The sequence below is a fragment of the Rhizobium sp. PDO1-076 genome (assembly GCF_000247475.1).
In the GTDB taxonomy this organism is placed as follows: Bacteria; Pseudomonadota; Alphaproteobacteria; order Rhizobiales; family Rhizobiaceae; genus Allorhizobium.
In genome coordinates this window covers 44,325-64,058 of the sequence record NZ_AHZC01000044.1, presented here as the reverse complement: position 1 = coordinate 64,058, position 19,734 = coordinate 44,325, and the positions used below count along the sequence as shown (strand labels likewise).

The window sequence follows — 19,734 nt, the reverse complement described above, 5'->3', positions numbered from 1 at the left end:
CCCTGAACCGCGATATCGGACAAAAGTACAGTGTGACTTTCGGACCAAGCGGCCGGCACTCACATAGTAGCTAACCACAATCGAGGCCGGCGATATCGATATTCAACCGCCCCGCAGCGACTTGCTTTTCGAACCTTCTGAAGGCAACTTGGCCAAACTTTCAGGAGGGGAACAATGCACAACGCTTATATCTCAGCGAGCCAATTCTTCGTCGGCGCCGAAATCGATTTCGTCTCGGATCCCGCCGTCCGTTTCGCGTTGTCCGCGGGCGACCAGATCAATTTGGAATGGCCCAATAACCGGCGGGCCGCGTTGGTTGTACGCGAACTATCAGGGGATTTTGTAACCTTAGCGGTCAATGATCAGGGGCTCGCAATTTCCATCAGTCCGAAGACCTCGTCGGATTTTGGTGATGTGATGACAAAATCCCCTGGAATGAAACATCACCAATATATCGTCAGAGCTCTTCTCTGATGCCGTACCACGTCAGCACCATGAACCACTCCCCGGACAGTGTTATATCTCCGGGGCAATGGGGTAGCTCTGTGCGCGTTTTCAGGCCTGGTGGCCCGATGCCAACACCAGAGAACCTCGCCTCGGTGCTGTGGGAGGTCGCACTTGAAGCCGCTCGTATATCGATCGATCCCTTACTTCCATCGCGACTGAATTGCGTCTTTGCGACTGAGAGCTTGGAATTCGCTCAACATTTTCGCGACAAGTATAGAGCTGGCGGCATAATATTCGAAACCGAGCTTGTGGGCTCCCCAGCCGTATTTCTCGGCGACTTCGCTCTACTCTCCGAGAGCGCCCCATCGACACCATACGCAAATTACATTAGCTCAAGATCGAAGCAATACTGGACAACTGCACCGTCACGGGAGCCAGAGCTTGTGGTCGCTGGCTCGCTTCGCGTCATTTCCGCTTTAGCACTCTAGCCAAGCACCGACGGATAGTCGAGCCGGCCGTCGCTTTGTACCCTTCCGAAACCCTAAGATGGGCACCGCCGAAAGCCAGCAATTGGCCGGTCATCGAGCGGAACGGCGCCATGAACAACGCGGCCTGCTTTTCAATACCGCCAAGAGCGGCCGTGATGCCGCGAGCACGGCTCGACGCCTGGTCGAGCAGTGTAATTTTCAGGCGGCTTTCATGAGTTGTCACGGTTGTTTCCTTCATGGGAGGAGGACGGCGACGCCCGAGCCGCCGTCATGTGCGCCCTATCCGATCCTTTGGATCTGCAGTCGAAACACAGAGGATTCAACGCCCGGACAGGAAACAGGGTTACTGAGTGGCGCCAATTTTCAGGCGAACCATCAGGTTCGGCCGCGTGCAAATAGGCAGGACATTCGACTCGGAATGGATATCCATGCCCTTGTCGTGATCCAGTTCCTTCGTCGAGATATGGATCTTCTCCTCGACTTTCGGTTTCTTGTTCGCGCCGGAGAGGGTGTCAGGCGGAGCGACATAGCGCTTGAAATACTGGCTTCCGAGCGGCACCAGAATCGCTTCATCTTCGGCGACGGCCTCGCGGGTGACCAGCGTGCCGTCTGGCTGACGATATTTGAATTCTTCGTCGATCCGTTCAATCGTCAGGCCCGCGAACGTGAAGACGTCCTCGACGTCGTCCCGGTTCGGGTTCGGTGTCTGGCCGCTGTACTGGGCAAGCTGATCCTTGACGAAGGCGTGAGAGACGTAGCGGTCAAAGAATTCCTTGCCCGCCAGCGCTCGCATTCCCGTGACAGGCGTCCCGCGAAGTTCCTTTCTGATAAGCGCTTTCGCAGCTCGGTTCATCTCTGCGATATCGGTCGTGGCTGTTTCGAGATCGAAGAACACCTCGACCGGATCGATGCCGAATTCTTCGTAGATGTTGACGAGCTGCTTCCCGGCGGCGTCTATTACGATGCCGTTCAGTGCTCCCCACTCCAGATGCGAGTGCGTCAGGTGATGTTTCTCGCGGATGTCATCGAGGCGCTGCATGTAAACGTTGGTCAGGCTCTCCATCACATACTCACTGTCCCAGGCGACGAGGTTCTGAATGTCGCTGGGCTTGATGGTGTCGTCGAGGGGGAAGTGCGGAATCTGGAAGTCAACGATACCCTTCTTGTCCGGGCGCATGTTGAGGTTGCTTTCGCCGCCCCGCTCTTTTGCCGGAATGAGGATCAGGTCACGCTCCTGAACGCCGAGGCGGACATAGGTCGTGCTGATCGGCGTGTCGGCGAAAATGCCGAGCTGCGCAGGGCGTCCGGTCTGGTAAGGCGCGATATTGATCGCTTCGGTCAGTGCGTCGGCAGCGAAATCCGGAGCCGAGAGATAGTCCATAGGGGTTGGCATGTGTCAGGCTCCGTTACGGGCAACAAGGCCCAGTGCTTCGAGTTGATCGAGGGCGGCTGCCCGCTGCTCGGCAGTGATGCCAGCGGGCCATTTCAGGCTCTGCAGCACCACCTTCGCATGTCGCTTCAGGTTGACGACCGTCTGATCGGCGGACGTTGCGTCGGAGCGCTGCAGGATGATGGCGGCAGCCTTCTCCGTTCCGTCGGCGGCGGCGGGAGCAAGCGGCTTGAACTTGCGAGTGCTCGCAACCTTGCCGAGGACCGTTCCGGACAGGACAACGCCAGATCCCGAGGCAAGAGTGTCTTCGTCACGCGAATAGCTGCTGTCGGCTTCGTATTTGACGATGTCGCTGACAAGTGTGAGGTTGAGGGTTCGCATGGTTGCTGCTCCTTACTTCGCGCCGTGACGCTGTTTCATGCTGTCCACCAGGCGGGAGGTGGCAGCCCGGTCGCGCCCCGTCGCCCCATTCAATCCGGAGGCATTCATCTGCCGTGCCTCACGGTTTCGGCGCGGGTGATAGTCATCGGCGGCAGTTTCGTGCTTGCCATCCGGCGCGTGCTGCATGAGAGCAATCGCGGCATCCGGTTCCATGTCCGTTTCGTAGGCCAGATGCTCTGCCAGTTCGGTGCGGCCTTTCGCTTCGTCGGCCTTCATGATCGCTTTAATACGCGCTGCCGCCGCGGCATGCGCTTGATTGTCTTTCGGCATTGGTCCGTCCTTTGCGGGCTGAGTTTTCATTTGGTGGCTCGCCTCGCGGGCCGCCCAGTCGTTCGCTCGCGCCATCGCAACAAGGGCGGGCGGAGCATTTTTGAATTTGCTGTAGTCGAAAGCGGCCGCCGTGTGAGACAGGAGGCCTTGGCCGACGGTGTCCGCGAAGCCGGCCTTTACGGCTTGCTCCGGGGTAAACCACGTTTCGGCCTTCATGATCGCTCGGCACGCCGAGGGGGGCTTTCCGGATTTCCGGGCATAAACACTGGCGTAGGCGCTTGCCAATACCTCAAGGGCTTCTATCGCCTTGCCGTGCGCTTCAGAATTTCCGGAAGTGAAACCTGATGGATCGTGGATCATCATGACCGATCCGGGCGACATCGAAACCGTCTTCCCCGCCATGGCGATTAATGAAGCCGCAGAGGCTGCAATACCCTCGATAACGACATGGACGGCGCCTGGTCGAGCTGCAAGCATGGCGTAGATGGCGGCTCCCTCGGAGGCGATCCCGCCAGGCGAGTTGAGATGAACTGTCAGCTCGTCTTCAGGTGCAAAAGCTTCGGTCGCAACGAGAATATCGACCGAATTGAAGGTCTCCTCATCGAACCAACCGTCCCCTACTGAGCCGGCGAGGTGGAGTGTTTTACCTTGAAGGATTGCGGACATCATCTTGCCTCTTTGGGTGGGTGTCGCCCCCCGGAGACCGGGAGGCGACTTTTTTGCAGGAGATACGCGTGCGCCATGGCTTCCGCGTCGGTTCGCCGGCTCGAATGCCGGATCATTGGATTTCCACGTCACTGAACGGCAGGCGTCCAGCGACGTGGCTAGGAAAGCTTGCGGATTGATGATGCTTCGATGCGAAGCGCCAGCCGTCGCTCTATGCGATTGAAGAGCGTGGTAAGGTTGACGACGGGGAGATCATCGCAATCTTCTTCGATGTGCGCGGTATCCGAAGCCCAGTTTGCACTTCGCAGCTTGAAATACTCGGATCTCGCTTGGCTCAGTGGCATGTCGCCGATGATGCCAACATCGTTGATGATCCGCTCCTTGTGCGGATGCGGATCATAGATGAGGAAGGTAGGGCTGGCAGGATCTCGAGAGATGACATCAGGGCCAAGCGCCAGCTCCGGTCGGGCAAGAAGCCATTTCACAGAGGGTTCGGACAGTGAGCGCACAGGCTGACCGTCAGCATATTCACCAAGGATTGGATGATCTTCGGGAACATAACCCCAGTCGGTTCTCCAGAACGCGAGACGTTCTGCGTCAGGGAGCGCGTTGATCTTCTTCAGGAGGTAGTCATTTCCCGACAGAAGGTGGACGAAGCCCGCAAACACCTGCCGAGCGACAAACGGTCGGCGAGTATTCCCGAGGGCGAGTGCAAAGCCCATCTCTATCGCGTGCAGATACAGATACTCGCCGCCGCCAGGTCCAGCGGAGGCTTTGCGAGGAAGGTAGAAAGCCTTCGCCTTGGTCTGATCGCGCCGCCAGTTCGAGAAATTGCCGTGCTGGAGCGCGAACGCGCAGTCCTTCGCAGAGTAGCTGGCAGAAAAAACCTTATCGAGCATCGAGCCCTCCATAATCAGTGATTGACACCACAAATAAGGGTGATTTTCGAGACGCGCAATAGAAATCTGTGGCCGAACCCACAAATTATACTCCAAGCGTGCATCACGTGTGCAAACACGTGTATCCGTGTACCGCTTGCCATGAAGCGTACTGGTGAAATCCCGCAGTCGCGCTGCCCCGTTGGTCTCGGTTTTCCGGAGACGGTCCCTGAATGGGGGGCATAGCCGCCGCCATCAGCGCCGCCTCCCCGGCCTAATCGGTAGCGCTGCCGGCCCCATCTCGCTCTTGGTCCGGCCTGTCAGCACACGCAAAGGCTGCATGAGGATCGAAAGCGGATCTGCCCTCTCCCCCTCTAGAGCCCTTTTGGCCGTTTCCAGCATCTCTGAGAGAGTTTTATTGACTCCACTCTCTGAGGTGCTCAAACGTTTGAGCCCTATCGCTCTTCCGAGCCAGGTAAGCCACTTCGCGCAAATGATGCGGATCACGCTCGTCAGATGCTTCTGGCCAGGCCTCGGGCGAACAGTAACCTTGATGTGGCCGAGCGCCCTACCCTTTGCCTTGCGAACAGCGTTCTGTACCGACGTCCTCGACACGCCAGCTACGTCAGCGATTTCTTCGACGGTCGCATCACAATAGCCGCGCCTCTTGCACCGTTCGGCGATGACAGCGAGCGCAGCGCGTTCGGCCTCGCTGTAGCAATGACGGATCTCATGAGGGAGTGATCCAGAACCGCCCCAGCGCCGCCGCAGCTCGGTGGCCTTCCGTCTCTTTTCAGGAGTTCGGCGAACCCGACTTGTCTCTTTGAGTGCGTCGGTAGCGGCCAGCCCAGCCTGTTGCCTCTCGTATGCCTTAGTCACCGGCTTGGTTGATTGCGCACCGCTCTCAAAGCGCGCCTCAAGACGACGGTCGGCGCGGCGATCCATCCGGGGCAGCGAACGAAGCAGGGCACTTGTGACGGGGATATGGTCAGTCATGCCGACGCCTCCCCTGAAGGCGGGGCATAGCGGAGAGCATGTGCCGTCTTACATACGGCAATAGCCTCGATGGCACTCAGGGAGAACCGGGACCGCATGAACGGGATGATCGGGCCTTGCACCTGGTCAGGGTTTGCGGCCAGCCAGAGCGCAGCCTCACTTACCGTCTGCGATGTTTTGCAAACATCCGCTTCGTTCTGCTGATGTTCACTCTTGGTGCTTGCCGCGCCTGAAACCGCATCTATATGATTTCGCGGCATATTCCGGTTTATAGCTATTATCGCACATCTGGTCTTCGAGGGCAGAAAACCGGGCCGCATGCACCACCCGGCCCTGCTCGTAAAGTGCGGCCACCGGTTCGGCGCGGAGAAACTTGCCGCGTGTCGCCCGGACCGTCGTAATCGGCAATGATGCCTCGATGCCGGTCAGCACGCTTGCCACCATGTCGCCGCCCTGGTTGATCTCGGCCACCACCCGGTCGGCCTCGAAACGGCGAAAGGCCGCAACCACGGCGCGGGCCCAGACAGCCGGGCTTGCGCCCTCGACCGAGACATCGGCCAGCACCACGGCCTGGCCGTTCTCCTTCAGGCCGGCGACCACGATGCCGCAGCACGACGATGCGCCACCGGCCGGCGGATCGACCGCCACGACGATGCGGCGCAGCGGTTCGCTGACCCTGGTCACCAAGTCGTCCAGCCGCTCGCGCTTCCACAGCGCGTCCGGCCGGTCCTCGATCAGTTCGCCATCCAGCTCCTGCCGGCCAAGCCGCGTGCCGCCATAACGGGCGTCGAGCGCTGCAATGAAACCCGGCGCCAGATTGCCGGCATTGCGCGCCGTCGAGATCCGGGTCAGCGCCGTCGTCGGGTCGCCGATCAGCCGTTTCAGGAGCGGCACCGCGCGTGGCGTCGTCGTCACCACCTGGCGCGGCCGGTCGCCGAGCCTCAGCGCAAACTGCAGCATGTCGAATGTCGCATCCGCGTGTTTCCATTTCGTCAGTTCGTCGCACCAGGCCAGATGAAACTGCGGCCCGCGCAGACTTTCGGGATCTTCCGACGAAAAGATCTGGGCCATCGCGCCATTCGACCAGACCAGCCGCCTGCGGCTGATCTCGACCTCCGGCACCATCGGCCCGGCAAGGCGCGCAAGGCCGGAAGCCCCGTCGATCATCACCTCGCGGGCGTCGCCCAGCGTCTCGGCCACCAGCGCGATGCGCAGATCCGTGCGCCGCCCGGCCGCCAACACCTGCGCCTGCACCCATTCGGCCCCGGCGCGGGTCTTGCCCGACCCGCGACCGCCGAGGATCAGCCAGGTCAGCCAGTCACCCTGCGGCGGCTGCTGCTCGGTGCGGCCGACCAGCGACCAGTCGCGCAGCAGATATTTCAGTTCGCCCGGATCAAGATCGGAAAGCGCGCCGGTCAGGTCCAGTGCCGTCTGATCCGACAGCGTCCGATCCGGCGCCGAGGCACCGCCGAGAGCATCAGCCGGCCAGGCGATTTCCCGGCCGCTCCGCCCATAGATCGATCCACCGATCGCCTCCGCTGCCGCCCTTGCCGAGGCCACCGCCACGGCGCGATGCGCATTGACAGCGTTCATGCCCGTTGAAAATTCATCCAAAATGCCAGTCGCCTGGCGCTGTTGGCTGCTCTGCACCCGCCCCTCACTGCTCCTGGTCATCGCCACTCCCGATGATTGCCGATACGCAGCGCCATCCCCGACGCCTTGCCTCTCCCCTTCGAGGGAGAGGACGGAAAATCACGATCTTAGCCGCAGGCTAAGTCGTAGATTTTCCTGGTGAGGGGGACGTTCACTCCGAGCAACACCCCCTCATCTGCGAAATTGAGGTTTAGCCTGCGGCTAAGCCCTCGATTTCGCTTCTTCTCCCTCAAGGGGAGAAGAAAGGCGTCGCGTTCAAGCGCGGCCTTCGAGAACCTCGACAAGATGGCGAAGCACATCGTGAAGGCTGGAATAGACGTCCTGGTTCCAGAAGCGCAAAACCCGGTAGCCGAGCGTGTTCAGATACTGGTCCCGTACCAGGTCGTGGCTGCTTTCCGCATGTTGAAACCCGTCCAGTTCAACGACAAGCTTTCGTTCCTGGCAGACAAAATCCGCGATATACGGACCGATCGGCACCTGTCGGCGAAACTTGAAACCATTCAGCAAACGATTTCGAATATGCGACCAGACGATCGCCTCGGCATCCGTCGCATCCAGGCGCATCGATCGCGCTCTGCTGCGGGCAAGTGGCGGAAAGGTTCTGGACATGGCGAAACCTTTTTTCAAGATCTTGCCAAAAGCCCGTTGAAACACAAGCTCAGCCGCGAAATCCCAGCCAAGGCCACGCCGTCAGCGAAGACCTCAACGCTCTTCTTCTCCCCCTTCGAGGGAGAAGAAGCGAAATCAGCATCTTAGCGCAGCTAAGTGCTAGATTTCGCAGATGAGGGGACAAGCTGCAAACCAGAGCCACGCCCGCCAATGCCCCTCACCCTCACGGCGGCGCCCGGGCCGCCAGTTCCACTTCGACCCGCTCCGCCACCCGCGCCTCGATCATCAATGCCAGCTTCTGGCGCAGGCCTTCCGGGTCGCGCTCCAGCTGCTGCCGTTCATCGGCCTCGGTCCGGTCGCGGGCCAGCTGCCGCTGCAGGCTGTCGATCTTTTCCAGTGTGCGGATGATCAGCGCGATCGCGTCGGTCGCCGCCTTGATGTCGGCACGGGCCAGCTTGGCCGCTGCCTCGTCGGCGCCGTCGAGCAGCGCCTCGGCCGCCGAGCGCAGCCTGCGGAACAGATCAAACTGCGCCCGCATCTCGAGGGTGAAATCGGCCAGCAGCAGCGCCAGTTCGCGCCTCGCCCCACCATCGGAGCCAACATCGGCCTCATCGACCGACTTGACCTCCAGCGGCACAAGCAGCGCCAGATCCGCAACCTCGTCATCCGCCATCATGCCCGCCTCCAGAAAACAAAAAAAGCCCGGGGATCCCCGAGCTTCAAACGTCCATATCGAACCACACCAGCCGCCATCCGCAGATTTCCGACCATGACCAAAACTAGCAAAACAGCGTCACGCCGTCAAGGATTATTTTCCTATTTTGCGAATTTTCACATCGCTTACGCCGCCCGCGACCGGTCGCGGCCCTGGCGCTTGGCCTCGTAGAGCGCCTGATCGGAGCGGGCGAGCAGGGTGCCGGCCGTGCGCGGCAGTCCGGCTTGCGTGCCGGCGAAACCGGCGCTGACGGTGACCACCGAAAGCCCGTCCGTGCGGGCCGGATGGGGAATGGCGAGCGTGCGCACCGCCTTGACGACGCGGTCGGCGAGAAAGGATCCGCCATTGGCCGCATCCATCTGGAAAATCAGGGTAAACTCCTCGCCACCATAGCGGGCGGCAAAGCCGTCATAATAGCGCGCATAATCAGCCAGGCGCTGCGCCACCAGCTTCAGGCATTCGTCGCCGGCGGGATGGCCGAGCAGGTCGTTATAGGCTTTGAAATGGTCGACATCGACCATCATCACCAGCACCTCGGAACCGTCTTCCAGCCAGGCCGCCAGCGTCTCGTCGAGATGGCCGCGATTGGCGATGCCGGTCAGCGTGTCGGTGCGCGACAGGTCGCGCAGCCGGTCGCCCAGCCTTTCCGCCCGGTCGGCACGCCCCCGCGCATCATATTCGGCAAGGTAGGACCGGCAGCGCACGCGCTCGACATGCCAGTTGGCATAGAGCGTCAGGAAGGCGCCGGTGACGATCTGCACGAGAAAAGGGAAATGCAGCATCGGATCGATGCCGACCTTGGTCTTCACCACCACGATGGCGACCCCGCAGGTGATAAGGGTGAACGGCACGGCATAACGAAAACGCAACACCAGCAGCATGTTGCCGAAGACAAGCGCCAGCGGCAGTTCGCCGATCGTGTAGGTGGCCAGCGGCGATTGCGACTGCCAGAGCAGAAGCAGCGGCAGCAGGCTGGCGACCAACACGCCCGGCAGCAGCAGCACTTCCCGCCAGATTTCCGGCAGGCGCGGCACGAGGCAGAAGATCAGCAGCGAACCCGGTGTCAGCACGCACAGCCGCAGGAACACCGTCCATGCCTGGATATCGGCCATCAGATAGAGGCTGGTCAGGTTATAGACATTGTAGACCGCAAGCCCGACCAGAATGGTCTGGCGCAGGTGCACTATGCGCATGGCGCCATAGGCGCGCTCATGCGCCGCCTCGACTTCGGCGCCCATCCGCAAAAGCCAGTCCTGCCTGGCGCCAACCCGTGTCAATCCCTGCATGCCCAAGCCTCGAAAATCGGCAAACGCATGGCGCGTCCGACAACAGATCTGCTTGTCTGGCAAACAACTTTCTAAATTAGACGCGACAATCGTTAAAACTTGAAACGACCGTCATTTTCCCCAGCCGATCGGCCTTTCCGCCACAGCCCGACTACTGAATTCGGGTCATGCGATGCCTCAGACCTTGACCGGCGTATAGCCGGCTTCGCGGATCGCGGCTTCGGCAACGCCAGCATCGCCCTCGACGCTTACCGTATGGGCCGCCAGATCGATGTGCACGGCAGCCCCCGGCAGCGCGTCGGCCAGCGCCCTTGTCACGGCCTTTTCGCAATGGCCACAGGTCATGTCCTCGACCGAAAATTCTGCACGCATGCTCACGTCACGCTCCTGTAAGCTCTCGAGCATTTCCGATGAAACTGGATCACCTGAAATGCTCTATCTCTTTGTTTTAACGTAATACCCCGATACAAAGCCGATCCGGCCTTTACCGGAAGTCCTCCAATGTCACGGATATCTTCGTCACGCTTCTGCACCCTGCCCCGGTGGCTAGGTCAAGCGGTTTTCTCCCCGGCGCCCCCGGCCTTTTGCCGCACCGGCTTTCCGGCAAGGTCGGCGAGGATCGGACAATGCGGCCGCGCGTCGCCGTGACAGCTGTCGGCCAGATGCGTCAGCGTATCGACCATCGACTGCATCTCGGCAATCTTTCGCTGCAGATCGGCGACATGACTGACCGCCAGCGCCTTGACCTCGCCGCTCGCCCGCTCTTTGTCGGCCCAGAGTTTGAGCAGCCGCTCGGTTTCCTCAAGCGAAAAGCCGAGATTGCGGGCGCGCCGGACAAAGCGCAGCCGGTTGACCTCATCCTCGTCATAGACCCGGTAATTGGCGGCCGTGCGTCCCGCCGGCGCAATCAGGCCGATTTCCTCATAGTAGCGGATCATCTTAGCCGAGACGCCGGAGGCGGCAGAGGCTTCACCGATATTCATCTGATTCTCCTTCGTTATTTCGTTTCCGGGCCTGTTCTCGTTTCCGGATGACAAAGCCCCCTCACCTGGAAGATCTACGACTTGGCTGACGCCAAGACCGTGATTTTCCGTCCTCTCCCTCCAGGGGAGAGGAAAACGCCACCGCCTTTCTTCTCCCCTGGAGGGAGAAGAAGCGAAATCAGCATCTTAGCTTCAGCTAAGTGCTAGATTTCGCAGATGAGGAGGACCGCCCGATGACAGCATCGGCTCCCACATCCGTCACCCTCGCCCGTTTCAGCCTGAGCGCATTCGACAGCACAAACACGCTCGACAGCCCCATGGCGCCGGCGCCGATCATCGGCGAGAGCATCCAGCCGAAGGCCGGATAAAGCGCGCCGGCGGCGACCGGGATCAGCAGCACATTGTAGCCGAAGGCCCAGAACAGGTTTTCACCGATATTGCGCATCACCTTGCGCGACAGTTCGATCGCATGCAGGGCACCTGTGAGGTCGCCGCCGACCAGCACCACATCGGCGCTTTCGATCGCCACATCGGTGCCGGTGCCGATCGCGATGCCGGCATCGGCCGTAGCCAGCGCCGGCGCATCGTTGATGCCGTCGCCGACAAAGGCGAGTTTTGCGCCTTTTGCCTGCAGGTCCTTGATCACCTTGACCTTTCCTTCCGGCAGAACCTCGGCGACAAAATCGTCGATGCCGGCCTTGGCCGCAATCGCGCGAGCCGTGCGGCCATTGTCGCCGGTCACCATCATCACCTTCAGCCCCATCGCCTTCAGCGCCGCAATCGCAGCAGCGCTGGTCCGCTTCAGCGGATCGGCCACCGCCAATGCCGCCGAAAGCCTGCCGTCGATCGCGACATAAAGCGGACTTGCGCCCTGGTCGGCCAGTTCGGCGACCCGTGCCGAGAACGGCGCGACATCAAGCCCGAGCTTCACCATGTAGCGATCCGCACCAGCCGCAACCGTCCGACCGGCGACGCTTCCGACAAGGCCAAACCCCGCCACCGCCTGCATCGTCTGGACCGGCGAGAGGCCCAGCCCGCGCCCTTCCGCCGCCCGGACGATCGCGTCGGCGAGCGGATGTTCCGAGCGCGCCTCGAGGCTGGCAACAAGGCCCAGCACCTCGGCCTCATCAAAACCGTCGGCCACGACGATCTCGACCAGTTCCGGCCGGCCCTTGGTGATCGTTCCGGTCTTGTCCATGACGACGGTGTCGATATCGGCCAGCGTCTGCAGCGCCTCGCCCTTTCGAAACAGCACGCCGAGTTCCGCCGCCCTGCCGGTGCCGACCATGATCGAGGTCGGGGTGGCCAGCCCCATGGCGCAGGGGCAAGCGATAATCAGCACGGCGACGGCGGCGATCAGCCCGTAGGTATAGGCCGGCTCCGGCCCGACGGCCAACCAGACGAAGAAAGTGAGGATCGCGACAGCAATGACCGCCGGCACGAACCAGGACGTCACTTGGTCGACCAGTTTCTGGATTGGCAGCTTGGCCCCTTGCGCCTCTGCAACCATGCGGATGATGCGCGACAGCATCATGTCGGCGCCGACGCCGGTCGCGGTGAACCTCAGACTGCCGGATCCGTTGACCGTGCCGCCGATGACGGTTGCCCCCGGCCCCTTCTCGACCGGGATCGGTTCGCCGGAAATCATCGCCTCGTCGACCGCGCTCGTGCCGTCGATCACCGTGCCGTCGACCGGAATGCGTTCGCCCGGCCGGATCACCACCGTATCGCCGACCACGACTTCGGCAACGTCGAGATCGACGGTGCGGCCGTCGCGCTCGACCCTCGCAGTTTTCGCCTGCAGACCGGCCAGTTTGCGGATCGCCGCCCCCGTCCGGCCCTTGGCGCGGGCCTCGAGCAGGCGGCCAAGCAGGATCAGCGTGACGATGACGGTGGCGGCCTCGTAATAGACATGCCGGGCTTCGGCCGGCAGCAGGCCGGGCGCAAACGTCGTCACCAGCGAATAGAGATAGGCCGCCCCGGTGCCGATCGCGACCAGCGCATTCATGTCGGGCGCCAGCCGGATCAGAGCCGGCACGCCCTTGACGAAAAAGCGCCGGCCGGGCCCGAATAGGACCAGCGTCGCCAGGACAAATTGCAGATAATACAGCGTGTTGCCGGGGAAAACCTGCATCAGTGTGTGATGCAGCGGCGGATAGAGATGGCTGCCCATTTCCATGACGAACAGCGGCAGCGACAGGACAAGCGCGATCCACACGTCGCGGGTCAGGAGGGCGATCTCGCGGGCGCGGCGCGCCTCGCGGCTGTCGTCGGGTTGCCCGCCTACGCCTGCATCTGCCAGCGGCCGGTGGCGCGCGCCATCCCTGCCGCCGGAAGTGTCCGAGGCATTTACCGCGGGCCAGCCCGTTGCCTGCGGCACGACCGGTCGCAGCCGGTAACCGGCCTTGTCGACCGCCGCCTGCATGTCGGCAAGCGCCAGCGCACCGCCAAGCACGGTGACGATCGCCTCGCCGGTCGCCAGATTGACCGAGGCCGTCTCCACCGCCGGCACCGACAGAAGTGCCTTTTCCACCCGGCTGACGCAGGAGGCGCAGGTCATGTCCTCGACCTCGAGCACCAGCTTTTCCGCCCGCGCCTCATAGCCGGCATCGGCGATCGCCCGCATCAGCGCCGCCGCCGAAAAGCCCTGCCCCGGCGTGACGCTCAGCGTCTCGGTGGCAAAATTCACCGCACTCGCCGCGACGCCCTCAACGCCAGCCGCCGCCTTCTCGACACGGCGCACGCAGGAAGCGCAGGTCATGCCGTCAACGGGGACCTGAAGCGGCGGAACCTCGGAAAACGTCTTGGATTGCACATTCATCATCATCACCTCTGCCCTCTACATGGACCTTCCCATCATGGGAGGGTCAAGGGGTCGAAGGGGATTTTTCGTGTCTTGTCGTATCGGGTCGCAACGCGACGGAACTGCTTGAGGCGATTGAATATCCGCTCAATGCGGTTTCGGTGCTTGTGGGCCCGGTAGTCCTCGGCGGGCGGGGTCTTCCGGTTTGCCTTCGGCAGAATGACCGGTCTGATCCCGTGGAGCAGGAGTTCTTCACGCAAGAACTCACCGCCGTAGCCTTTGTCGGCAAGGAATAGCCTCGGCTTGCTGACCGGTATCTCCAGCATGCCCGGAACGGCGTTGTCGTCCGAAGCTTCCCTGCCCGTCAGGACGAAGCCGAGAGGGCGTCCCTGACCGTGTGCTCGGGCGTGGATTCTTGTCGTAAAGCCGCCGCGTGATCGACCAAAGGCCTCCTGATAAGTCACCCTGTAGCGCCCGCAGCCAGTGAGAACACTCCGGCCTGGTCGGCAGCCGCCGCCAACGAGGCTACCGCGCGCCACTCCAAATCGATCTCAAACAGCCAGACGGAAATGCCACTTGACAAGCACATGTTCACTCGCGATTGTACCGATCGGTAAAGATATTACCAATCAGTACAACGGCTCAACTTGACAAGGAACTGAAGATGTCACGTCCCCCACTCCCCCCTTTCACCCGCGAAACCGCCGTCGAAAAGGTTCGGTTGGCCGAAGACGGCTGGAACACGAGAGACGCAGCGAAAGTTGCTCTGGCCTATACGCTCGACACCCGCTGGCGGAACCGCGTCGAGTTCGCGAGCAATCGCGAAGAAGCTCAGGCATTTCTGACACGTAAGTGGAACAAAGAGCACGAATACCGCCTGATAAAGGAGCTTTGGGCTTTTACCGGTAACCGCATCGCGGTACGTTACGCGTATGAATATCGCGACGATGGCGGCCGCTGGTATCGCGCCTATGGTAACGAGAACTGGGAATTCGCGGAGGACGGTCTGATGGCGCACAGGCACGCGAGCATCAATGAAATGCCGATTGCTGAAAGCGATCGTTTGTTCCACTGGCCTCTTGGCCGTCGGCCGGATGATCACGCCAGCCTCAGCGATCTGGGCCTCTAGTCATGGCCCGCATGGTCGCTGAAAAAGCCGACGTCATAGCCCCGTTGGCTGAAGTTTTCCGCGAACATGGCTATGAAGGCGCAAGCCTTGCCTTGATCGGCAAGGCTACCGGTCTCGGCAAGGGCAGCCTCTACCATTTCTTCCCGAACGGAAAGGAAGAGATGGTGCGGGCTGTTCTCGACGAAATCGGCCAATGGTTCGAGGATGCCGTATATTCCCCGTTGCGGAACGAGAGCGATGTCAATGGCGCCATCCGTGCCATGCTCGCCTCGACGGACCAGTATTTCAGGTCCGGCAGGCGCGTGTGCCTCGTCGGTGCTTTGGCAGTCGCCAATACGCGTGACCTCTTCGCGCAGGCCATCCGAGGCTATTTTGTCGCCTGGGTAGACGCGTTGCAGTCAGCGCTTGTTCGGCAGGGCCGCAGCAGTGAGCAATCGCGCATCCTCGCGGAAGAGGCCGTTCTTGCTATTCAAGGGGCAATTGTTCTTTCCCGGGCAATGGACGATCCGGCCGTTTTTCAACGGGCTATCGACCAACTCCGGATACGATTGGTGATCGAAAACGATACCTCTGACAACGAAGGCACAACCGACGATTCACCGCAAAATTAAGGTCGGCTTGTCTGGGATCAGCGGTGATATCAACACAGCGCGGAGCGGCAGGAGTTCGGGCATTCTTGCCACTCCACGAACGGTCAGCGGCACAGGTCTCTGCAAAGCGTCCGCAGGGAGACGGGACAAATCTTGGTCAACAGAGCCTGGTACATCAAGCAATAAAGTTTAAAACAATGAATGTGACTTCCGATACTCAAGTGATCGGGCTCACGGTCAATATTCACGCCTCCTTCAACAGTCCCGACGCCAGGGCGCGAAACGCCTCGATGGCCTTGGGCAGGACATCGCGCGGGCGCTCGCTAGCGGCGATCCACAGTGCGGCGTTGAGGGCAGCACCGCTGACCAGCCGCGCCGCGGCCTCGGCATCCACCGGCTTCAGGACACCTTGCGCCAGCAGGTCCGTGATGGCCTGCCGGGTTGCAACGAGACAGCTGTCCTGGCTCGGCCACCGCGAAGGGTCGCCGAGGACGGCGGGGCCGTCGAGCAGGACGATGCGTTGTATCTCCGGGTCCAGCGCCATCTCGATATAGGCGACCCCCTCGGCCAGAAGCGCCTGCCAGCCGTCTGCGTGCGCTGCGCCGACCGCCTTGGCATGCGCCGCCATCTGGCTGTCGATCTGGTGAACGACGGCGGCCAGCAGGCCGCGCTTGTCGCCGAAATTGTGGTAGAGCGCGCCGCGTGTCAGGCCGACCTCGGCGGTCAATTCATCCATGGACGCCGCCGCATAGCCTTTAGCCGCAAAAGCCCGGCGCGCGGCGGCGATCAGCCGGGCGCGATTTTCCTCCATCTTTTCAATACGCTTGGCAGCCATGGCGCTTCCTCTCTCACATACGTTTCGTATTTGAATTTGACATACGGTCCGCATGCGAATATCAATTTCACATACGGATCGTATATCACCTCCCACCGATGACGGGAAGCATCCACACTCGATCGTCGCCCTGCGGCGCATCGACACCTGCAATCAGCAAAGGAACCTACAATGAGCAAACGCGACGCAGTTTTCCCCGCGAACCGGCACGCACTCTATGAAGCCCATGGCTATTCGGCCGCCATTCGCTCAGGCGACTTCCTGTTCGTCTCCGGCCAGGTCGGCAGCCTCGAGGATGGCACAGCAGAACCGGATTTCCGGAAACAGGTGGAGCTGGCCTTCGCCAATCTCGAGGCCGTGCTGAAGGCCGCCGGCTGCGGCTTCGACGACATCGTCGATGTTCAGACGTTCCACACCGATCCGCAAAACCAGTTCGAGACGATCATGGCGGTGAAAAACCGCATCTTTCCTGAGGCACCCTACCCGAACTGGACCGCCCTCGGCGTCACCTGGCTTGCCGGTTTCGACTTCGAGATCAAGGTGATCGCACGGTTTGCGAAGGCAGACTGAGTCGGCGGGCAGCGCTACCGAGGGGGCGGACCAGCTCCCCCTACTCCACCCCTTCGCCCACGGTCAGCGGCCAGTAGACGACGAAATCCTCGAAATCCTCGACATCGACATCGTCCTCCGAGATGGTGCGGCCGCGGGCCGAAATGCCGGCCTGGTGCACGGTGTCGGGGTCGCCGGAGACCAGCGGATGCCACCAGTAGAGGTCGCGGCCTTCATGCACGAGGCGGTAGCCGCAGGTCGGCGGCAGCCAGGCGATGGTATCGACCTGGTCGGGGGTGAGCTGGATGCAGTCGGGCACGATCGTCTGGCGGTGGGGATAGTCTTTGCACTGACAGGTATTGCCGTCGAGCAGGGTACAGGCGACGGAGGTGAAGACCACCTCGCCGGTGTCCCAGTCCTCCAGCTTGTTGAGACAACAGAGACCACAGCCATCGCACAGCGCTTCCCATTCGGTCAGGCTCATCTCGACCAGGCGCTTGGTCTTCCAGTAAGGGGTCTCGGTCATACCGTCTGCCATGCTCGCTCTCGTGCCTGTTGTCATGCCGGTTCTGATGCCTGCACTCATGCAGGCGTGAATGTCCGGGATGCAATTCTTCTTGTTCTTTGCGGCCAAATCGACCATCAATCAGCAAAGGCCGATTTGCCCGTGGCTCGCCCCGGTCCTGACCCGTTAAGGCCTTCGCGTCAAGGGATTTGGACCCGGCCGGCACGGCAGCGCGCTCGAATCCGGCGTGGGGCGGACTTGTGGGTCCGACGGGGATCCGGCGGGTGATGGCTGCGACAATGCGATCTGCCTGATATAGGCTGAGGAAAAAGGCAAGACCAAGGTGACCGAGGACCACACGCCAGAACCGGGACAAAAACCCCGCCTGAAGCGGCATTTCTTCCTGCGGATCGACAGCTGGCTCGACTCGACGCTGTGGAATGCCGGCTATGACCTGGTCGAGATCTGGGAAGAGATCACCATCTTCTTCCGCCGCTTCCGGGTGCGCGGCCTGAAAAAGCTCGGCTTCGAGATCGCCGGCGAGGCGATGACGCTCGGCACGGCCGGCATGGTCGTGCTGCTAACGCTGGCCCAGCCGGCACTCGAGGAAACCAAGAAGGACTGGCGCAACCACGACAATTTCGCCGTCACCTTTCTCGACCGCTACGGCAATACGATCGGCCATCGCGGCATCATCCATGAAAACCTCGTGCCGATCGACGACCTGCCCGATCACCTGATCAAGGCGGTGCTGGCGACCGAGGACCGGCGCTTCTTCGAGCATTTCGGCATCGATTTTCTCGGCCTTGCCCGCGCCATGACCGAAAACGCCAAGGCCGGCACGGTCGTGCAGGGCGGCTCGACGCTGACCCAGCAGCTGGCGAAGAACCTGTTTTTGACCAATGAACGGTCGATCGAGCGCAAGATCAAGGAAGCCTTCCTGGCGGTATGGCTGGAAGCCAACCTGTCGAAGAAGGAAATCCTGTCGCTCTATCTCGACCGCGCCTATATGGGCGGCGGCACGTTCGGGGCAGCGGCCGCCTCGCAATTCTACTTCGGCAAGAGCATCACCGAGGTGACGCTTGCGGAAGCGGCGATGCTCGCCGGCCTGTTCAAGGCGCCGGCAAAATATGCCCCGCATGTCAACCTGCCGGCGGCGCGCGCACGCGCCAATGACGTTCTGACCAACATGGTGCAGGGCGGGCTGATGAGCGAGGGCCAGGTGGTCTCGGCCCGGCGCAATCCGGCAACCGTGGTCGATCGCGACGAGGCGGAAGCGCCCGACTATTTCCTCGACTGGGCCTTCGAGGAGGTGCAGCGGATCGCGGCGCGCTTCAAGGATCATACACTGGTCGTGCGCACCACGATCGATACCGGCCTGCAGCAGGCGGCCGACGAGGCCGTCGCCTCGTCGCTGCGCGAATATGGCGAGAGCTACAATGTCCGCCAGGGCGCGCTGGTGATGCTGGAAAGCGGTGGCGCCGTGCGCGCCATGGTCGGCGGGCGCGACTATGGCGAAAGCCAGTTCAACAGGGCGACCCGGGCGCTGCGCCAGCCGGGCTCGTCGTTCAAGATCTATACCTATGCGCTGGCGATGGAGAATGGCTACACGCCCTCGACCATGGTCACCGACGGGCCGATCTCCTGGGGCAACTGGAGCCCGCACAACTACGGCAACAGCTATGCTGGCCGCATTACCATCGAGACGGCGCTGGCGAAATCGATCAACACCATCCCCGTGCGGCTGGCCAAGGAAAAGCTCGGCATCGACGCGATCATGCAGACGGCAAAGGCGATGGGCGTGGAAACGCCTCTGCGCAAGGACGTGACCATTCCGCTCGGCACGACGGAAGTGACCGTGATGGACCAGGCAACGGCCTATGCCGTACTGCCGGCCGGCGGCTACCAGTCGCGCCGGCACGGCATCGCGCAGATCATGAACTACCAGGGCGAGGTGCTCTATGATTTCGACCGCGACGAAAAGCCGGCCGACCGCATCCTGACGGCGCAGGCGGCCGCCTACATGAACCAGATGATGACCAAGATCCCCTATATCGGCACCGCGCGGCGGGCAGCGCTCGATCACGGCATCGTCACGGCCGGCAAGACCGGCACGACCCAGGCCTACCGCGATGCCTGGTTTGTCGGCTATACCGGCAACTACACGGGCGCCGTCTGGTTCGGCAATGATGACTATACCTCGACCAACAACATGACCGGCGGCTCGCTGCCGGCGATGACCTTCAAGAAGCTGATGGATTATGCACATCAGGGCATCGACCTGAAGCCGATCCCCGGCATTGAAAACCCCCTGCCCGGCCCGGATGCGGCCAAGACCGTGGCGGAAGCCAAGCCAGCCGACGACCCGACGGCGCTGCCGCCGATGGTGCGGCCACGCTCGCTGTCTTCGCAATCAACCCGGCTGATTCGCGATATTGCGGCGAAACTGCGGCTGGCGGCGCCGCTCGGCCCGGCGCAGAGCGCATCCATCCTGAATTGAC

At 61.7% G+C, this 19,734-nt stretch carries 20 protein-coding genes and 1 pseudogene; 5 read left to right on the top strand and 16 right to left on the bottom strand.

Translation table 11 applies throughout. The annotated features are described in order from the left end of the window. Window positions 1-174: 174 nt before the first annotated feature. Window positions 175-474, top strand: coding sequence for a hypothetical protein (locus PDO_RS04135; protein WP_007598216.1), 300 nt, complete (start codon window positions 175-177; stop codon window positions 472-474). A 438-nt stretch (window positions 475-912) separates the two neighbouring features. Here PDO_RS04135 and PDO_RS04130 read toward each other — a convergent pair whose 3' ends face one another. The 14 genes and pseudogenes from PDO_RS04130 to PDO_RS04065 form a co-directional block, all read right to left on the bottom strand. Beyond that, window positions 913-1,158: a hypothetical protein gene (locus PDO_RS04130; protein ID WP_007598215.1), complete on the bottom strand. Its 246-nt coding sequence runs from the start codon at window positions 1,156-1,158 to the stop codon at window positions 913-915. Between the two features lie 120 nt (window positions 1,159-1,278). Further along, a complete protein-coding gene (locus PDO_RS04125) occupies window positions 1,279-2,328 on the bottom strand; it encodes a major capsid protein (RefSeq protein ID WP_007598214.1) in 1,050 nt (349 codons plus the stop codon). Window positions 2,329-2,331: 3 nt separating this feature from the next. Continuing rightward, on the bottom strand, window positions 2,332-2,706 hold the full coding sequence (locus PDO_RS04120) for a head decoration protein (RefSeq protein ID WP_007598212.1): 375 nt from the start codon (window positions 2,704-2,706) through the stop codon (window positions 2,332-2,334). 12 nt (window positions 2,707-2,718) lie between these two features. Then, window positions 2,719-3,705 carry a head maturation protease, ClpP-related gene (locus PDO_RS04115; RefSeq protein ID WP_085995738.1) on the bottom strand — a complete coding sequence of 329 codons (987 nt, stop codon included), beginning with the start codon at window positions 3,703-3,705 and terminating at the stop codon, window positions 2,719-2,721. A 155-nt stretch (window positions 3,706-3,860) separates the two neighbouring features. After that, window positions 3,861-4,601 carry a hypothetical protein gene (locus PDO_RS04110; protein WP_007598208.1) on the bottom strand — a complete coding sequence of 247 codons (741 nt, stop codon included), beginning with the start codon at window positions 4,599-4,601 and terminating at the stop codon, window positions 3,861-3,863. Between the two features lie 234 nt (window positions 4,602-4,835). Then, on the bottom strand, window positions 4,836-5,576 hold the full coding sequence (locus tag PDO_RS26630; RefSeq protein ID WP_007598206.1) for a hypothetical protein: 741 nt from the start codon (window positions 5,574-5,576) through the stop codon (window positions 4,836-4,838). A gap of 207 nt (window positions 5,577-5,783) precedes the next feature. Next, window positions 5,784-7,250 (bottom strand): DNA-packaging protein, encoded by a 1,467-nt coding sequence (locus PDO_RS04100; protein ID WP_007598204.1) that lies wholly within the window; start codon window positions 7,248-7,250, stop codon window positions 5,784-5,786. Between the two features lie 234 nt (window positions 7,251-7,484). After that, on the bottom strand, window positions 7,485-7,793 hold the full coding sequence (locus tag PDO_RS04095) for an endonuclease domain-containing protein (RefSeq protein ID WP_007598203.1): 309 nt from the start codon (window positions 7,791-7,793) through the stop codon (window positions 7,485-7,487). 268 nt (window positions 7,794-8,061) lie between these two features. Continuing rightward, window positions 8,062-8,514, bottom strand: coding sequence for a hypothetical protein (locus tag PDO_RS04090; RefSeq protein WP_007598201.1), 453 nt, complete (start codon window positions 8,512-8,514; stop codon window positions 8,062-8,064). Between the two features lie 164 nt (window positions 8,515-8,678). Then, a complete protein-coding gene (locus tag PDO_RS04085; RefSeq protein WP_007598199.1) occupies window positions 8,679-9,839 on the bottom strand; it encodes a GGDEF domain-containing protein in 1,161 nt (386 codons plus the stop codon). Between the two features lie 177 nt (window positions 9,840-10,016). Beyond that, window positions 10,017-10,211, bottom strand: coding sequence for a heavy-metal-associated domain-containing protein (locus tag PDO_RS04080; RefSeq protein WP_037072579.1), 195 nt, complete (start codon window positions 10,209-10,211; stop codon window positions 10,017-10,019). A 179-nt stretch (window positions 10,212-10,390) separates the two neighbouring features. Continuing rightward, window positions 10,391-10,822 (bottom strand): Cu(I)-responsive transcriptional regulator, encoded by a 432-nt coding sequence (gene cueR, locus PDO_RS04075; RefSeq protein WP_007598195.1) that lies wholly within the window; start codon window positions 10,820-10,822, stop codon window positions 10,391-10,393. Window positions 10,823-11,018: 196 nt separating this feature from the next. Further along, a complete protein-coding gene (locus PDO_RS04070; RefSeq protein WP_052023380.1) occupies window positions 11,019-13,643 on the bottom strand; it encodes a heavy metal translocating P-type ATPase in 2,625 nt (874 codons plus the stop codon). A gap of 65 nt (window positions 13,644-13,708) precedes the next feature. After that, window positions 13,709-14,101: pseudogene (locus PDO_RS04065) on the bottom strand (IS5 family transposase); the annotation flags it as partial. A 188-nt stretch (window positions 14,102-14,289) separates the two neighbouring features. Between PDO_RS04065 and PDO_RS04060 the strand changes: the two are divergent. Both PDO_RS04060 and PDO_RS04055 read left to right on the top strand, forming a co-directional pair. Next, a complete protein-coding gene (locus tag PDO_RS04060) occupies window positions 14,290-14,754 on the top strand; it encodes a nuclear transport factor 2 family protein (RefSeq protein ID WP_007598189.1) in 465 nt (154 codons plus the stop codon). Between the two features lie 2 nt (window positions 14,755-14,756). After that, window positions 14,757-15,365, top strand: coding sequence for a TetR/AcrR family transcriptional regulator (locus tag PDO_RS04055; RefSeq protein WP_007598187.1), 609 nt, complete (start codon window positions 14,757-14,759; stop codon window positions 15,363-15,365). 223 nt (window positions 15,366-15,588) lie between these two features. On the opposite strand, the gene PDO_RS04050 is transcribed toward PDO_RS04055, so the two are convergent. Next, entirely contained in the window at window positions 15,589-16,179 is a 591-nt protein-coding gene (locus PDO_RS04050; protein WP_007598185.1) for a TetR/AcrR family transcriptional regulator, read from the bottom strand. A gap of 171 nt (window positions 16,180-16,350) precedes the next feature. Here PDO_RS04050 and PDO_RS04045 point away from each other — a divergent pair, with 171 nt between their 5' ends. Continuing rightward, a complete protein-coding gene (locus PDO_RS04045; protein WP_007598183.1) occupies window positions 16,351-16,749 on the top strand; it encodes a RidA family protein in 399 nt (132 codons plus the stop codon). A 40-nt stretch (window positions 16,750-16,789) separates the two neighbouring features. Here the strand turns inward: PDO_RS04045 and PDO_RS04040 are convergent, their stop codons facing one another. Beyond that, the gene (locus PDO_RS04040; RefSeq protein WP_037072599.1) at window positions 16,790-17,254 is read right to left on the bottom strand and encodes a YcgN family cysteine cluster protein; all 465 of its coding nucleotides are present in this window, start codon (window positions 17,252-17,254) and stop codon (window positions 16,790-16,792) included. 322 nt (window positions 17,255-17,576) lie between these two features. Here PDO_RS04040 and PDO_RS04035 point away from each other — a divergent pair, with 322 nt between their 5' ends. Beyond that, complete coding sequence (locus tag PDO_RS04035; RefSeq protein ID WP_007598179.1) at window positions 17,577-19,733, top strand: transglycosylase domain-containing protein; 2,157 nt, start codon at window positions 17,577-17,579, stop codon at window positions 19,731-19,733. Window position 19,734 lies beyond the last annotated feature (1 nt).

Coding starts and splice junctions, on each gene's coding strand:
- PDO_RS04135 (WP_007598216.1), top strand. CDS start 175: ATGCACAACGCTTATATCTCAGCGAGCCAATTCTTCGTCGGCGCCGAA.
- PDO_RS04125 (WP_007598214.1), bottom strand. CDS start 2,328: ATGCCAACCCCTATGGACTATCTCTCGGCTCCGGATTTCGCTGCCGAC.
- PDO_RS04120 (WP_007598212.1), bottom strand. CDS start 2,706: ATGCGAACCCTCAACCTCACACTTGTCAGCGACATCGTCAAATACGAA.
- PDO_RS04115 (WP_085995738.1), bottom strand. CDS start 3,705: ATGATGTCCGCAATCCTTCAAGGTAAAACACTCCACCTCGCCGGCTCA.
- PDO_RS04110 (WP_007598208.1), bottom strand. CDS start 4,601: ATGCTCGATAAGGTTTTTTCTGCCAGCTACTCTGCGAAGGACTGCGCG.
- PDO_RS26630 (WP_007598206.1), bottom strand. CDS start 5,576: ATGACTGACCATATCCCCGTCACAAGTGCCCTGCTTCGTTCGCTGCCC.
- PDO_RS04100 (WP_007598204.1), bottom strand. CDS start 7,250: ATGACCAGGAGCAGTGAGGGGCGGGTGCAGAGCAGCCAACAGCGCCAG.
- PDO_RS04095 (WP_007598203.1), bottom strand. CDS start 7,793: ATGCGCCTGGATGCGACGGATGCCGAGGCGATCGTCTGGTCGCATATT.
- PDO_RS04090 (WP_007598201.1), bottom strand. CDS start 8,514: ATGATGGCGGATGACGAGGTTGCGGATCTGGCGCTGCTTGTGCCGCTG.
- PDO_RS04085 (WP_007598199.1), bottom strand. CDS start 9,839: ATGCAGGGATTGACACGGGTTGGCGCCAGGCAGGACTGGCTTTTGCGG.
- PDO_RS04080 (WP_037072579.1), bottom strand. CDS start 10,211: ATGCGTGCAGAATTTTCGGTCGAGGACATGACCTGTGGCCATTGCGAA.
- cueR (WP_007598195.1), bottom strand. CDS start 10,822: ATGAATATCGGTGAAGCCTCTGCCGCCTCCGGCGTCTCGGCTAAGATG.
- PDO_RS04070 (WP_052023380.1), bottom strand. CDS start 13,643: ATGAATGTGCAATCCAAGACGTTTTCCGAGGTTCCGCCGCTTCAGGTC.
- PDO_RS04060 (WP_007598189.1), top strand. CDS start 14,290: ATGTCACGTCCCCCACTCCCCCCTTTCACCCGCGAAACCGCCGTCGAA.
- PDO_RS04055 (WP_007598187.1), top strand. CDS start 14,757: ATGGCCCGCATGGTCGCTGAAAAAGCCGACGTCATAGCCCCGTTGGCT.
- PDO_RS04050 (WP_007598185.1), bottom strand. CDS start 16,179: ATGGCTGCCAAGCGTATTGAAAAGATGGAGGAAAATCGCGCCCGGCTG.
- PDO_RS04045 (WP_007598183.1), top strand. CDS start 16,351: ATGAGCAAACGCGACGCAGTTTTCCCCGCGAACCGGCACGCACTCTAT.
- PDO_RS04040 (WP_037072599.1), bottom strand. CDS start 17,254: ATGACCGAGACCCCTTACTGGAAGACCAAGCGCCTGGTCGAGATGAGC.